Here is a 13,471-nt window from a genome sequence, read left to right as displayed (position 1 = left end):
CGTCATCCCCCCAAATCCGGCAATTGCCGCAGCGCCTCGATATCGACGCTGCGCGCTTCGTCGAGGCTGAGCAGCGGCACGCCCTTGATGATCGGGAAGGCCAGCCGGGCCGCCACCGAGATCAGCTCGCTTTTGTCCGCCGACAGCATCAGCCGCGTCTTGGTCAGCGGGCAGACCAGCATTTCCAGCGTCCTGGGGTCGAGCACATGGCGCGGATTGACCGAAGGCGTTGTGGCCATGGTCAGTTCAGCGGGGTCGGGCTGCCGGCGCCGCCGCGCGCGATTTCATATTCGGTCATGGCGATCAGCGTTTCGGCACGCTGCTCCAGCGTTACAGCCTCGAGAAGCACCTGCTTTTCGGCCGGGCCATAGGGGCCGACCATGCAGCAGAAATTGACCAGGTCGGCCGTGCCGGTGCGCTCGATCTCCTCCCAGTTGAGCTCGATGCTGGCAAATTCGGCATAGTCGCGCATCATCTTGACGAAGCGCTCGCGATCCACCGCCGCCTCGCCGAAATCGCGGGTGAAATCGCTGGCGAATTCATCGCCGCTGATAATGCCCTGGCGATAGGGCGTCATCACTGTCAGCTCATGGCTGAGCCGGAAGCGCGTCACGCCTTCGAGAATGATGAAATAGCGGCCCTCGCCGCTTTCCTCGAAATGCGTCAGCCGGCCGAGACAGCCGACGGTCTGCAGCGGGGACCGGCCCTTGGGGCTTTCCTCGCTGGTATCCTCGGGCTGGATCAGCCCGATCAGCCGATCACCACGCAGCGCCGCATCGACCATTTCCACATAGCGCGGCTCGAACACATTGAGCGGGCGATGGGAAAACGGCAGCAGCAGCGCCCCGGTCAAAGGAAAGATCGGGACGGACTTGGGTAGATCGGCTGGGCTCTGTGGGCGCTTTGGCATTCTTTGGCCTTTACGAAAACAGCGCTGCCGAGAGGAGACGGCGGCCCTTGTTGGTGGCCGGGTCGCGCGGACCCCAGGCATCGAAGAATTCGAGCAGCTTCTTGCGCGCGCCATCCTCGTTCCAGGTGCGGTCGCGCTTGAAGATGGCGATCAGCGCTTCGGCGGCTTCCACCTTCTTGCCTTCGGCATTGAAGGCGAGGGCCAGGTCATAGCGGGCCTGGTGGTCATCAGGATTGGCGGCGACGGCGGCTTCCAGCGCTGCGGTCTCGCTGAGGTCGGCGGCTTCCGCGAGCAGGCGAATCGAATTGACCAGCGTCGTATAGGCATCGCCCTTGCGCTCGTCTTCCGGCACCAGATCCAGCGTGGCCTGAGCCTGGTCGGCTTCACCGGCCGCCAGATAAACGCGAGCCAGGCCAATCAGCGCGGCACCATGATCGGGCTGATGCTGCACCACCATGCCGAAAATCTGCGCGGCGCGGTTGAGGTCGCCTTCGGTCAGTGCCTGTTCGGCGGCGGCCAAAGCTTCGGTAATCTGGCTTTCCATCGAGCCTTCTTCAGGTTGCGGCGTCGGGCCGGCGGCAATAACCTTTTCGGCAAAGCGGCGCACTTCGCCCTCGGGCATGGCGCCCATGAAGCCATCAACCGGGCGGCCGCCAGAAAAGGCAAAGACCGCCGGAATCGACTGGATGCCAAGCTGGCCGGCAATCTGGGGGTTTTCGTCGATGTTGATCTTGATCAGCCGTATCGCACCGGCCTTTTCATTGACCACCTTTTCCAGCGCCGGGGTCAGCGCGCGGCAGGGGCCGCACCAGGGCGCCCAGAAATCGACCAGAACCGGAGTATCGAGCGAGGCATCGATCACGTCGGCCTTGAAGCCCTGGTCGGTGGAATCCTTGATCAGCGCGCCCATGGGCACAGTGGACTGGGGGGCAGCGGCAACGCCATTGAACGGAGTGGACATGAGGAAATCTGGACCCTTCAGCGAGGCAAACTGGAAAATTTGCGGACCTTCTTGCGCCCGCAAATGGTGGTGTGACAAGCCCCTCTATCCACAACCCGGCACGAAGATGACGATGTCGTCAAATTGTGGGTTGCAATCGGGCAAGTGATTGGGCATATAGCGCGTCGTCGCCGGACAACAAGAGTGACCGGCAACAAACGGAGCGCGGGTGTAGCTCAGGGGTAGAGCATAACCTTGCCAAGGTTAGGGTCGAGGGTTCGAATCCCTTCGCCCGCTCCAATCTTCCTCCCGCGAGGAAGATACGATCAAAAGGCCGGACCTTCGGGTTCGGCCTTTCGTCTTTTCAGCCATCACCACATCAAGGCCATGCAATGGCCGGAAAACCCGCGCAGCGTGCAATTTGGCGCGTGGCGACACTGGTGCTCGCCACCGCATCGCATTAGAAATCGCCTATGTTCAAAGCCCGGCGCGCTGCCGGATCAACGAGTGTGGAGATGCCGAGTGATTATTGAACCGAAAATCCGTGGTTTCATCTGCACCACCGCCCATCCGATCGGCTGCGCCGTCAGCGTGCAGCGCCAGATCGACCATGTCGTGGTCAAGGGCGCCGTCGAATCAGCGCGCAAGCGCGTGCTGGTGCTCGGTTGCTCGACCGGCTACGGCCTCGCCTCGCGCATCGTCAACACTTTCGGCTCGGGTGCCGATACGGTCGGCGTGTCGTTTGAAAAAGAACCCAGCGAGAGCAAGACCGGTTCGGCCGGCTGGTACAATAACCGCGCCTTCGAAAAGCGCGCCGAAGCGGCCGGCCGCATTGCGGTGACCGTCGAAGGCGATGCTTTCTCGGACGCCATCAAGGCCGACACGATCGCCCAGATCCGCGAGCATCTCGGCCAGGTCGATCTGATTGTCTATAGCCTCGCCTCCCCGGTGCGCACCGATCCCAAGACCGGCGAAGTCTACCGTTCGGCCATCAAGCCGATGAACAATGCCGTGACCTCCAAGACGCTCAACACCGGTACCGGCGAAGTTTCCGAAGTCGAGATCCAGCCGGCAACCGACGAAGAAGCCGCCGCCACCGTCAAGGTGATGGGCGGCGAGGACTGGGAGCTGTGGATTGCCGCGCTGTCCGAAGCGGGCGTGCTGGCCGATGGCTTTGTCACGCTCAACTATACCTATCTCGGCAGCGAGCTGACCTGGCCGATCTATCACAAGGGCACGCTGGGCCGGGCCAAGGGCGATCTCGATCGCGCTGCCGCTGCCATCCGCAAACAGCATGGCGCCGACAGCGCCTATGTCGTGGCGCTCAAGGCCGTGGTGACCCAAGCCAGCTCAGCCATTCCGGTGGTACCGCTCTATGGCACCATGCTGATCAAGGTGATGGACGAAATGGGCCTCGGCGAAGGCACGATCGAGCAGATCGACCGGCTGTTCCGCGTCAAGCTGCAGGCGCCGGTGGCACTGGATGACGAAAACCGCGTCCGCGTCGACGATTGGGAATTGTCCAAGACCGTACAGGACGAGATGACCTATCGCTGGCCGCTGCTGTCCACCGAGACGCTGGCCAATCTGGCCGATCTTGACAAGCACAAGGCCGAATTCCTCCGCCTGTTCGGCTTCGGCCTCGGCGGCGTCGACTATAGCGCCGACCTGGATCCGCGCACTGTCGGCTAAGCGCCAAGAGATAAAAGGCCAGACGCAAGTCTGGCCTTTCTTTTTGCCGTTACGGCAGGGTGTGCCCTGCGGCCGTGAACAGGCGATACCATTCCTCGCGGGTCAACGGCACGGCCGAGCCAGCCGCCGAATCCTTGACGCGGGTGGGATTGGTGGTGCCGAGCACGACCTGGATATTGGCCGGGTGGCGGGTGATCCAGGCCACGGCAATGCCGGTCGGCGTCACGCCATATTGCTTGGCCAGCGCGTCGATCGCGTCATTGAGCTCAGCGAAATTCTCGCGGTCGCCGAGGAAGACGCCGTCAAAGAACCCCTTCTGGAACGGTGACCAGGCCTGCAGCATCATATTGTTGAGGCGCGAATAATCCAGCAGGCCATTGTCGCGCGAAATCGACTGGTCGAGCCCGGCCATATTGGCCGCCACGCCCTGGGCAAACAGCGGCGCATGGGTGATCGACAGCTGCACCTGATTGGCGACCAGCGGCTGTTTCACCGCGGTCTTGAGCAGCTCCACCTGACCCGGCGTATGGTTGGACACGCCGAAGTAGCGGACCTTGCCGGCGGCCACCAATTGCTCGAAAGCTTCCGCGACGTCTTCCGGCTCGACCAGCGTATCGGGCCGGTGCAGCAGCAGCAGATCGAGATAGTCGGTCTTCAGCGCGGCCAGCGATTCATCGACTGTCTTGAGGATGTGCTCCTTCGAGAAATCAAAAAAGCCCTTGCGAATGCCGACCTTGGACTGGATGAAAATCGCCTCGCGCTCGGCGGCGCTGAGCTTGATGGCATCGCCAAAGCGCTTCTCACAGAGGTGGCGCTCGCCGCCATAGATATCGGCATGATCGAACACGTCGACGCCGGCATCGCGCGCCGCGCCATATAGCTGTTGGATTTCCGCATCGCTCATCTTCGGAATGCGCATCAGCCCCAGTACGACGCTGGAGACGCGACGGCTGCTGTGGGGGAGTTGGTAGGTTTTCATGTTTTTGTTCCCTCGGACGAATCCTCGGGGCGACGCTATCACCGGCTTGTGGCGATGCCGAGATGGGCGGTCAGTTCCCGTGCCGCAGCGCCCCCAGCCCTATTCGCCCCAACCGTCGAGGCCGACGGGCCATAGCCCACCAGATGCACGCGCGGGTCGCGGGCGACCTGCGTCGCCAGCCGACCGGTCATGGTTATGCCGCCAGACTCCTCGCGCAATTGCAGCGGCGCCAGATGGTCAAGCGCCGAGCGGAAGCCGGTGCACCACAGGATGACATCGACATCGAGCTCCCGACCATCGGCCCAGCGCACGCCGGTCGGGGTGATCTCGGCAAACATCTCCTGCCGCTCGAGCACACCGCGCTCTTTCATGGCCATAATCGCCCGTGTCATGGGCAGTCCCGTCACCGAGACCACCGAATTGGGCGGCAGGCCGGCGCGGACGCGATCTTCCACCAGCTTCACCGCCGCCCGGCCGGCCTCCTGATCGAACGGGCCTTCGCGGAAGCGCGGCGGCGTGCGGGTGACCCAGGTGGTGCGCGTCACCATGGAAATCTGATCGAGCAGCTGGATGGCGGAAATGCCGCCGCCCACCACCAGCACGTGCTGCCCGGCAAAATCCTCAGCGCGATGGAAATCGGCGGTATGCACTTGCTTGCCGCCAAAATTCTCGCGACCGGGATAGTCTGGAATAAACGGCTTTTCCCAGGTGCCGGTGGCATTGATGATTCCCCGCGCCGAGAACAGGCCGCGATCGCTCTCGACCCGCAAGCGCTCGCCGCGCGGGCAGACCACGCTGACCGTTGCTGGCCGCAGCACGTTCAGCCCGTAATGCTCTTCATAGGCCGCGAAATAATGCGGCACCGCGACCGAGGCCTTGACCGTGTCATCCCCGCCGGCGTTGTCGGCAAAGCTCATGCCCGGCAGGTCATGCACGCGGTTGACGGTGGACAGCGTCAGCGACGGCCAGCGATATTGCCAGGCCCCGCCCGGCTGCGGCGCTCGGTCGAGCACGAGGAAATCGCGCCCCGGCTCGAGACCCAGTTGCTTGAGGTGATAGGCTGATGACAATCCGGCCTGCCCGGCACCGATGACGACAATGTCGAGCTTGAGCGCCATGCGTGCGCCCTGATCCTGATCCGCCACGCTGGCCCCCGGTGCTGGTCATATCCATGTATGGTCGCAGCGGCCGGCTCGCAACCTCTCGGCGCCGCCGGGTGTTCTGCTGGTCCAAGGAGTTTACCAATGGCCCACGTGACCTATGACGTCGTCGAGCATGATGGCGGTTTCGCCTACAAGGTCGGAGATGTGTTCTCCGAAACCTTCCCCACCCACCAGGCCGCGCATGACGCCGCCGTCTCCGCTGCCCGCCGGCAACAGGTCGGCGGCAATGACGAGGCGATCCAGTACCAGGACAGCAAGGGCGAATGGCACGAGGAACAGGCCGATGGCGGCGATCGGCCGGAAGCCGACGTCGAGGATGAGTTGAAGGACTAGGCGCGCCCCGCCAGATGCTGGCCGGTCACCGAGGTTTTTGACTTCGCGAGATCGGCCGGCACGCCTTCGAACTGTACGCGGCCGCCGTCCTGTCCGGCGCCTGGCCCCAGATCCACCACCCAGTCGGCCCGCGAGATGACGTCGAGATTGTGCTCGATAACGATCACGCTCGAGCCCGCATCGACCAGCCGGTCGAACAGGCCGATCAGCGTATCGACGTCATTCATGTGCAGGCCCGTGGTCGGCTCGTCGAGCACATAGATATTGCCGTCCTTGCCCAACTCCGCCGCCAGCTTCAACCGCTGGCGCTCGCCGCCGGACAGCGTCGACAGCGGCTGGCCCAGCGTCAGATAGCCGAGCCCCACATCATCCAGCCCGCGCAGGATTTTGGCCACCGCCGCCTCGGTGAAAAAGCCCTTGGCATCGGCAATGCTCATCTCATAGACATCGCTGATCGACTGGCCGCGCAGCTTGTGCTCCAGCACTTCGGGCAGGAAGCGCTTGCCTTCGCAGGTCTCGCAGGTGGTGACCATAGGGTCGAGATGCGCCAGATCGGTATAGATCACCCCCAGCCCGTTGCAGTCTGGACAGGCACCCTTGGAATTGGCCGAAAACAGCGCCGCGTCGACGCCATTGGCCTTGGCGAAGGCTTTTCGGACGGCGTCGAGAATGCCGGTATAGGTGGCCGTATTGGACCGCCGTGAGCCACGCGCCAGGTTCTGGTCAATGATGATCGTATCCGGATAGGCCAGCGGCAGGCAGCCCTGGATCAGGCTGGACTTGCCCGAGCCCGCCACTCCCGACACCGCGGTGAGAACGCCCTTGGGGATCGAGATCGAGACATCCTTGAGATTGTTCAGCCTGGCATGGGCGATCTTGAGCTCACCCGTGGGTTTGCGCACCTTGTCCTTGATCGGCTGGTGCTTTTGCATGTGATTGCCGGTCAGCGTGCCGGACCTGAGCAGGCCGGCGAAATCGCCCTGATAGACCACCTCGCCGCCCTTGCTGCCGGCAAACGGCCCCATGTCGACCACATGGTCGGCAATGGCGATCATGTCCGGCTTGTGCTCGACAATGAGCACGGTATTGCCCTTGTCGCGCAACTGCTGCATCAGCCCGGCCAGCCGGCCGACGTCATGCGGATGCAGCCCCACCGAGGGCTCGTCAAAAACATACGTGATGTCTGTCAGTGACGAACCGAGGTGCCGCACCATCTTCACCCGCTGGCTTTCGCCGCCCGACAGAGTCGAGCTTTCGCGGTCAAGGCTGAGATAGCCGAGGCCGATGGTCACCAGATTTTCCAGCCGCAGTGCCAGCGCCTCCAGCATCGGACCGACTTTTTCGTCCGTGATGGTGCGCATGAACGTTGCCAGTTCGCTGACCTGCATGGCGGACAGCTCGGCAATATTCTTGCCCTTCACCTTGCTCGCCAGTGCCTGCTGGTTCAGCCGTGCTCCATGGCAGGCGGGGCAGAGCGCGCGGGTGAAGATGCGCTCATATTCGCGCTGCATATGCGGCTGCAGGCTTTCCGGGTCCTTCGACCCCAGTCCTTTCTTCAGCTTGGCGACGACGCCCTCATAGGTCAGGTTGATCTTGTCGACCTTGATCTTGCGGCCATCGTCGAGGTTGAACAGAAGGTCGCGCTGCTCGGGGGTAAAATCCTTGATCGGCTTGTCGGCCGGATAGAGCCCCGACTTGAAATAGACCGCCGACCACCAGCCATCGACCTCGAACCCCTTGGGCAGCAGCGCGCCCTCGAGCAGCGACTTGCTTTCATCGACCACCGCCGACATATCCATGGCTGCGACCTGGCCGATGCCCTCGCAATCGGGGCACATGCCGCGCGGATCATTGTAGGAATAGAGCGATGGAGCCCCGAGCCTGGGCTCGGCCAGCCGCGAAAACAGCACCCGCAGCATCTGCGCCGCATCGGTCACTGTGGCGACCGTCGAACGCGAATTGCCGCCCAGCCGCTGCTGGTCGACGATGATGGCGGCGGAAATATTCTCCAGCTGGTCGGCATCGGGCTGGCCATAGCGCGGCATGAATTGCTGCACGAAAGCGGGATAGGTTTCGTTGATCAGCCGCTGGCTTTCCGCCGCGATGGTGCCGAATACCAGCGACGATTTTCCAGATCCCGAAACGCCGGTGAACACCGTGATCTGGCGTTTCGGAATATCCAGCGAGACATTTTTGAGATTGTTCTCGCGCGCGCCGCGAATGAGGATCGAGCCGTAGAGCGAACTGGTCACCGAATATTCTCCCGCAAGACGCCGGCATGGTCGCGGCTGTCTTTGACAAGACGTGTCAGGAGCGGCAATTTCGACGCGAGAATGGAATTTGGCAAGCGGCAGCTAGCGGTAGGAAGAATACCCCCCACGATGGTGCCAAAAACTTGATCGGTCCCTCCCCCTATCAGGGGGAGGCTAGGTGGGGGGTATCCTCTTGGAAAGACCTAAATCGCATCCCCATTTGCATTGAACAGATGCAGCCGTGCCGGATCGGCATAGGCGGTGACGGTGGAACCCAGGTCCACAGGGGCCTGGCCTTCGAGCACGATATTGACCGACTGGCCATCGCTGGTGGTGGCATAGACCACAGTCTGGCCGCCGAGATTTTCCACCAGGTCCACGCGAAGATCAGCAATCTTGATGCCAGAGCCCTGGGTCAGGGTAATGTGTTCGGGACGGATGCCCAGCGTCGTCGCGCCGGCCACAGCACGCGGCAGGTTGAGCGTGGCTCCAGCAACCTTCAATCCTGCCCCGTCTTCGGTTGCGGTCAAAAAATTCATCTTGGGCGAACCGATGAAGCCGGCGACGAATAGGTTTTTCGGATTGTTATAGAGCTCCAGCGGCGCCCCAGCCTGTTCGATGACGCCCAGCCGCAGCACGACGATCTTGTCGGCCATGGTCATGGCTTCCACCTGATCATGCGTCACATAGATCATGGTGTTGCCGAGGTCGTTGTGCAGCTTGGCGATCTCGACGCGCATCTGCACGCGCAGTTCGGCGTCGAGGTTGGATAGGGGCTCGTCGAACAGGAAGATTTTGGGTTCGCGCACAATGGCGCGGCCGATGGCGACGCGCTGGCGCTGGCCGCCGGACAATTGCTTGGGCTTGCGCTGCAGCAGCGGCACGATCTGGAGGATTTCGGCGGCGCGCTGCACGCGGGCCTGGATTTCCGCCTTGGGCGTCTTGGCGGTTTCGAGGCCAAAGGCGAGGTTCTGGTAGACATTCATATGCGGGTAGAGCGCATAGGACTGGAACACCATGGCGATACCGCGGCGGGCCGCCGGCACGTCGTTCATGCGCTGGCTGTCGATCAGCAGGTCGCCGCCGGTGATCGGTTCCAGCCCGGCGATCATGCGCAGCAACGTGGACTTGCCGCAGCCGGAAGGGCCGACGAAGACGGTGAATTCACCAGGATCGATATCGAGATCGATGCTGTGGATGACCTCGAGGTCGCCATAGGCTTTGACGAGCTGCCGAAGCTGGATGCTGGTGGCCATGAAAATCTCCTAGGCTGCGCGGAACTGGGCGGGGACCCAGCTCTGGTAGCAGGGGTGTTGGGTGGCGATGGGCAGCGGCACATCCTCGTGGCTGGTCGAGGAGTGGTAGAAGGCGGTGACGATTTCCAGCGCCCGGCGCGAATCCGCCGAGGTCACCGGGAGCGGCGCCTTGCCGACCAATGCGTCATGGAAGCGGGCCATCTGCGTTTCGAAGCGCGAGGGCACGTGTTTCCAGTCCTTGAGCAGGGCCGCGATCCTGTCGGCGGTCTCGGCATTGCGCGGGGTGATGGTCCAGGGCTTGTCGCCGGGATTATAGGCGGCGTGGTCGCTTTCAAAACTGACATTCTCGAAGGCGAAGCGCAGCCGCGTCATATTGCCGGCCGAGCCAAGCGTGGCGGTAAAGCTCCCCAGCGCGCCATTCTCCAGCTCGAGGCTGGCGGTGACGCAATCTTCTACCTCGATCGGATTGACGCGGGTGGCGACGCGGCCGAACAGGCGTTTCACGTCGCCCATCAGATAGGTGAAGAGATCATGCTGGTGGATGGCATGGGTCATCAGCACGCCGCCCAGCTCGCTGGCCCATTTGCCACGCCATGGCACGGCATAATAATCGGCACCGCGCTCCCATAGCGTTTCCACCGTGCCCACGAAGGGCTTGCCAGCAATGCCGGCGTCGATGATGGCCTTGGCTTGGGCGATGCCGTCGCCGAAGCGATATTGGAACACCGGCATCAGCTTGCCCTTGCTGAGCTTTTCCTGTGCCATCACTTCGTCGACCTGGGCGAGCGAGCCGACCAGCGGCTTTTCGCAGATCACATGCTTGCCGGCTTTGAGCGCCGCCATCACCATGGGGAAATGCAGCATGGGCGGGGTGCAGATGTCGATAATGTCGATATCGTCCATGGCCAGCACGTCGTCGAAACTGGCGACGCGACGTTCGACGCCGAACTCATCGGCAATCGGGGTCATGCGCTCGACATTGAGGTCGCAGAGCGCCAGCACATTGAACTTGTCAGCATTGGGCACATAACCCTCGACGATATGGCTGCGGCCGATGCCGACGCCGATTACCGCGACATTGAAGATCTTTTCGCTCATTGCGCCCACTCCGTGCCGCGTTCGGCCAATTGCTGCGCCGTCAGCGCCAGTTTCATCGCGTTGAAAGCCCGCTCCTGCGGCATAGCCGTCTCGGTGCGGTTGGCGACATCGGCCAGGAATTGCCGACCGAAGGGGCGATCCACGTTCGAGCAGTCGATGTGGCGCGGACCGTCGCTGTTGACGATAAACAGGTGATCACTGCCCGGCTTGCCGGCGATGTCGATGTATTTGCGCAGTTCGATATAGCCTTCGGTGCCGAGGATGGTCAGCCGCCCGTCGCCCCAGGTCGGCAGGCCGGTCGGGGTGAACCAGTCGACGCGGATATAGCCGGACGTGTTTTCCGTCTTGAGATGGACGTCGCCGACATCCTGCAGGCCGGGCTTGTCGGGATGGTTGCGATTGGCAACCGTGGCCGAAGTGACCTCGGCATCATTGGCATTGGAGAAGAACAGGAACTGTTCGAACTGGTGGCTGGCGATATCGCAGAGGATGCCGCCATAGCGCTGGCGGGTGAAGAACCAGTCGGGCCGGTTGTTGAGGCGCAGCGAATGCGGCCCCAGGCCCACCGTATTGATCACCTTGCCGATGGCGCCTTGGGCGATCAGATTGCCCGCTTCCACCGTCGCCCGCACTTCGAAATGCTCGGAATAGAGCACCGAAAAAATCCGACCGGTTTCTTTCTGCACGCGGCGCAGTTCGTCGAGCTGGGCGAAGGTGATCATGCCCGGCTTGTCGGTGAGCACATCCTTGCCATGCTGCATGGCAGCAATGGAGATCGCCGCGCGGTCGGCCGGAATGGCTGCGGTTAGCACCACGGCAATGGCCGGGTCTTCGAGAATGGCGCGCGGATCGGCGACGCGTTTCGACTGCGGGAACTTCGCGCCGAAAGCTTCGGCAAGATCGTCTTCCACGGCGTGGAAGGCGGTAAACTGCGCGCCGGCCTCGAGCAGGCATTCGACCTGGCCATAAATATGGGCGTGGTTGATGCCGATGGCGGCAAACTTGATGTCAGTCATGGGTCTAGCGTTTCATACCGGTCGTCGCGATGCCCTCGATGAGCAGCCGCTGAAAGAAGAGGAAGAACAGGAAGATCGGCACGATGCTGGCGACGCTCATGGCGAAGAGCCCGCCATAGTCGCTTTCGCCGGTCGAGTCGGTGAAGGTGCGCAGGCCCAGCATGACCGTGTAGGTCTTCATTTCGCTGAGGTAGATCAGCGGGCCGAAGAAATCGTCCCAGGTCCAGATGAAGGTAAAGATCGCCGCCGTGGCCAGCACCGGCATGGAGAGCGGCATGATGATCTTCCAGTAGATGCGCCAGGGCGAGCAGCCATCCATCTGCGCCGCCTCGTCGAGCTCCTTGGGCAGGCCACGGAAGAATTGCACCATCAGGAAAATGAAGAAGCCATCGGCGGCGAGGAATTTCGGCACCACCAAGGGCAGGAAGGTGTTCACCCAGCCAAGCTGGCGGAACAGCACATACTGCGGGATCAGGGTCACCTGATAGGGCAGCATGAGCGTCATCAGCATCATGGCGAACCAGAAGTTCTTGAACTTGAAGTTCAGCCGGGCAAAGGCGAAGGCGGCCATGGAACAGGCCAGCACATTGCCGCAAACGCTGAGGATCGAGACGATGAAGCTATTGGTGAAGAAGGTGCCGAAGCTGGTGCGCAAGCCATTCCAGCCGCGCACATAGGAATCGAGACTCCATTCGCTGGGCCAGATGCTGGCCGAGGTGAAGATCTCATTTTCCGGCCGGAACGAGGCCGCCAGCATCCACAGCAGCGGATAGAGCATCAGCACCGAGACGGCGAGCAAGGCGGCATGGGTCAAAACCGAGAGCAGGCGGCGCTGCATCGGCGAGAGGGTCCGGAGGCCGACGACCTCCAGTTTGACGGGGGCATCAGTCATCGTAGTGCACCCAGTATTTGGACGTGAGGAAGGAGAAGGCGGTGAAGACGCCGACCAAAGCCAGCAGCACCCAGGCCAGCGCCGAGGCATAGCCCATGCGGAAGAAGCCGAAGGCCTCCTGGTAAAGATAGAGCGTATAGAACAGCGTCGAATTGATCGGATTGCCGGTGCCGCCCGAGATAATGAAGGCCGGCGTAAAGCTCTTGAAGGCTTCGATGGTCTGGATGATGGCGTTGAAGAACACCACCGGGGTCAGCAGGGGCAGCGTGATCTTGACGAACTGCCGCCACTTGCCGGCGCCATCAAGGCTTGCTGCCTCATACATGTCCTGCGGAATCTGGCGCAGGCCGGCGAGGAAGATGATCATCGGCGAACCGAACTGCCAGACGGCGAGAATGATCAGCGTCCACAGCGAATATTGCGGCGAGGAAATCCAGCTCGGGCCGACAATGCCGAAAATCGAGAGGAAATCATTGACCAGGCCGTCGCGGGCAAAGATCTGCCGCCACAGGATGGCAATGGCCACCGAGGCGCCCAGCAGGCTGGGTAGATAGAACAGCGCACGATAGAGCGGCAGGCCGCGCATGCCGCGATTGAGCAGCATAGCCACCGCCAGCGCGAAGGCGAGCTTGAGCGGTACCGAGAAGATCACAAACACCATGGTCACCCGCATTGACGCCCAGAACTTGGGGTCATTGGTGAACATGCGGATGTAATTGTCGGCGCCAACCCAGTCGGGTGAGGTCAGCAGGTCGAAATCGGTGAAGCTCAGATAGAGCGAGGTGATGATCGGCCCGATGGTCAGGCCAAAAAAGCCGATCAGCCAAGGCAGGAGGAAGAGATAACCGGGCGCATCATTCTGCCAGATACGAGCCCAGAGCGACGGAGAGGCCGCGCGCTCCCTTGCGGGAGCGCCCGATTCAAGGGAGCGCGCGGTCAT

The 13,471-nt window shown here is 62.2% G+C and carries 13 protein-coding genes and 1 tRNA gene; 3 read left to right on the top strand and 11 right to left on the bottom strand.

Annotated elements, in window-relative coordinates; genetic code table 11:
* Positions 1–2: 2 nt before the first annotated feature.
* The 3 genes from BM045_RS00695 to BM045_RS00685 are packed head-to-tail and all read right to left on the bottom strand — an operon-like array spanning position 3 to position 1,871.
* Positions 3–239 (bottom strand): Trm112 family protein, encoded by a 237-nt coding sequence (locus BM045_RS00695; protein WP_092179093.1) that lies wholly within the window; start codon positions 237–239, stop codon positions 3–5.
* 2 nt (positions 240–241) lie between these two features.
* Positions 242–910, bottom strand: coding sequence for an LON peptidase substrate-binding domain-containing protein (locus BM045_RS00690; RefSeq protein ID WP_092179092.1), 669 nt, complete (start codon positions 908–910; stop codon positions 242–244).
* 10 nt (positions 911–920) lie between these two features.
* A complete protein-coding gene (locus BM045_RS00685; protein ID WP_244522830.1) occupies positions 921–1,871 on the bottom strand; it encodes a thioredoxin family protein in 951 nt (316 codons plus the stop codon).
* A gap of 204 nt (positions 1,872–2,075) precedes the next feature.
* Here BM045_RS00685 and BM045_RS00680 point away from each other — a divergent pair.
* A tRNA-Gly gene (locus BM045_RS00680) sits at positions 2,076–2,150 on the top strand.
* 222 nt (positions 2,151–2,372) lie between these two features.
* Positions 2,373–3,542, top strand: a complete 1,170-nt coding sequence (fabV, locus tag BM045_RS00675; protein WP_092179091.1) for an enoyl-ACP reductase FabV — start codon at positions 2,373–2,375, stop codon at positions 3,540–3,542.
* 49 nt (positions 3,543–3,591) lie between these two features.
* Here fabV and BM045_RS00670 read toward each other — a convergent pair whose 3' ends face one another.
* Together BM045_RS00670 and BM045_RS00665 are read right to left on the bottom strand one after the other, a co-directional pair.
* On the bottom strand, positions 3,592–4,521 hold the full coding sequence (locus BM045_RS00670; RefSeq protein WP_092179090.1) for an aldo/keto reductase: 930 nt from the start codon (positions 4,519–4,521) through the stop codon (positions 3,592–3,594).
* 38 nt (positions 4,522–4,559) lie between these two features.
* Positions 4,560–5,666, bottom strand: a complete 1,107-nt coding sequence (locus BM045_RS00665; protein WP_348271220.1) for an FAD-dependent oxidoreductase — start codon at positions 5,664–5,666, stop codon at positions 4,560–4,562.
* Positions 5,667–5,765: 99 nt separating this feature from the next.
* Here BM045_RS00665 and BM045_RS00660 point away from each other — a divergent pair, with 99 nt between their 5' ends.
* Positions 5,766–6,017: a hypothetical protein gene (locus tag BM045_RS00660; protein ID WP_092179089.1), complete on the top strand. Its 252-nt coding sequence runs from the start codon at positions 5,766–5,768 to the stop codon at positions 6,015–6,017.
* Here BM045_RS00660 and BM045_RS00655 read toward each other — a convergent pair.
* From BM045_RS00655 to BM045_RS00630, 6 genes are all read right to left on the bottom strand, one after another.
* Positions 6,014–8,269, bottom strand: coding sequence for an ATP-binding cassette domain-containing protein (locus BM045_RS00655; RefSeq protein WP_092179088.1), 2,256 nt, complete (start codon positions 8,267–8,269; stop codon positions 6,014–6,016). The genes BM045_RS00660 and BM045_RS00655 overlap by 4 nt on opposite strands.
* A gap of 203 nt (positions 8,270–8,472) precedes the next feature.
* Positions 8,473–9,525, bottom strand: a complete 1,053-nt coding sequence (ugpC, locus tag BM045_RS00650) for an ABC transporter ATP-binding protein (protein WP_092179087.1) — start codon at positions 9,523–9,525, stop codon at positions 8,473–8,475.
* 9 nt (positions 9,526–9,534) lie between these two features.
* A complete protein-coding gene (locus BM045_RS00645) occupies positions 9,535–10,623 on the bottom strand; it encodes a Gfo/Idh/MocA family protein (protein ID WP_092179086.1) in 1,089 nt (362 codons plus the stop codon).
* The gene (locus BM045_RS00640; protein ID WP_092179085.1) at positions 10,620–11,639 is read right to left on the bottom strand and encodes a Gfo/Idh/MocA family protein; all 1,020 of its coding nucleotides are present in this window, start codon (positions 11,637–11,639) and stop codon (positions 10,620–10,622) included. The genes BM045_RS00645 and BM045_RS00640 overlap by 4 nt, the downstream gene beginning before the upstream one ends.
* 4 nt (positions 11,640–11,643) lie before the next feature.
* Complete coding sequence (locus tag BM045_RS00635) at positions 11,644–12,477, bottom strand: carbohydrate ABC transporter permease (protein ID WP_244522896.1); 834 nt, start codon at positions 12,475–12,477, stop codon at positions 11,644–11,646.
* 46 nt (positions 12,478–12,523) lie between these two features.
* Complete coding sequence (locus BM045_RS00630; protein ID WP_092179083.1) at positions 12,524–13,471, bottom strand: carbohydrate ABC transporter permease; 948 nt, start codon at positions 13,469–13,471, stop codon at positions 12,524–12,526.

Source organism: Devosia sp. YR412, from assembly GCF_900110945.1.
Lineage (GTDB): Bacteria > Pseudomonadota > Alphaproteobacteria > Rhizobiales > Devosiaceae > Devosia.
This window is presented reverse-complemented; position numbering and strand designations above follow the sequence as displayed.

Excerpts from the sequence above, each read along its gene's own strand:
- BM045_RS00695 (WP_092179093.1), bottom strand. The coding sequence starts at position 239 with ATGGCCACAACGCCTTCGGTCAATCCGCGCCATGTGCTCGACCCCAGG.
- BM045_RS00690 (WP_092179092.1), bottom strand. The coding sequence starts at position 910 with ATGCCAAAGCGCCCACAGAGCCCAGCCGATCTACCCAAGTCCGTCCCG.
- BM045_RS00685 (WP_244522830.1), bottom strand. The coding sequence starts at position 1,871 with ATGTCCACTCCGTTCAATGGCGTTGCCGCTGCCCCCCAGTCCACTGTG.
- BM045_RS00670 (WP_092179090.1), bottom strand. The coding sequence starts at position 4,521 with ATGAAAACCTACCAACTCCCCCACAGCAGCCGTCGCGTCTCCAGCGTC.
- BM045_RS00660 (WP_092179089.1), top strand. The coding sequence starts at position 5,766 with ATGGCCCACGTGACCTATGACGTCGTCGAGCATGATGGCGGTTTCGCC.
- ugpC (WP_092179087.1), bottom strand. The coding sequence starts at position 9,525 with ATGGCCACCAGCATCCAGCTTCGGCAGCTCGTCAAAGCCTATGGCGAC.
- BM045_RS00645 (WP_092179086.1), bottom strand. The coding sequence starts at position 10,623 with ATGAGCGAAAAGATCTTCAATGTCGCGGTAATCGGCGTCGGCATCGGC.
- BM045_RS00640 (WP_092179085.1), bottom strand. The coding sequence starts at position 11,639 with ATGACTGACATCAAGTTTGCCGCCATCGGCATCAACCACGCCCATATT.
- BM045_RS00635 (WP_244522896.1), bottom strand. The coding sequence starts at position 12,477 with ATGCAGCGCCGCCTGCTCTCGGTTTTGACCCATGCCGCCTTGCTCGCC.
- BM045_RS00630 (WP_092179083.1), bottom strand. The coding sequence starts at position 13,471 with ATGACCGCGCGCTCCCTTGAATCGGGCGCTCCCGCAAGGGAGCGCGCG.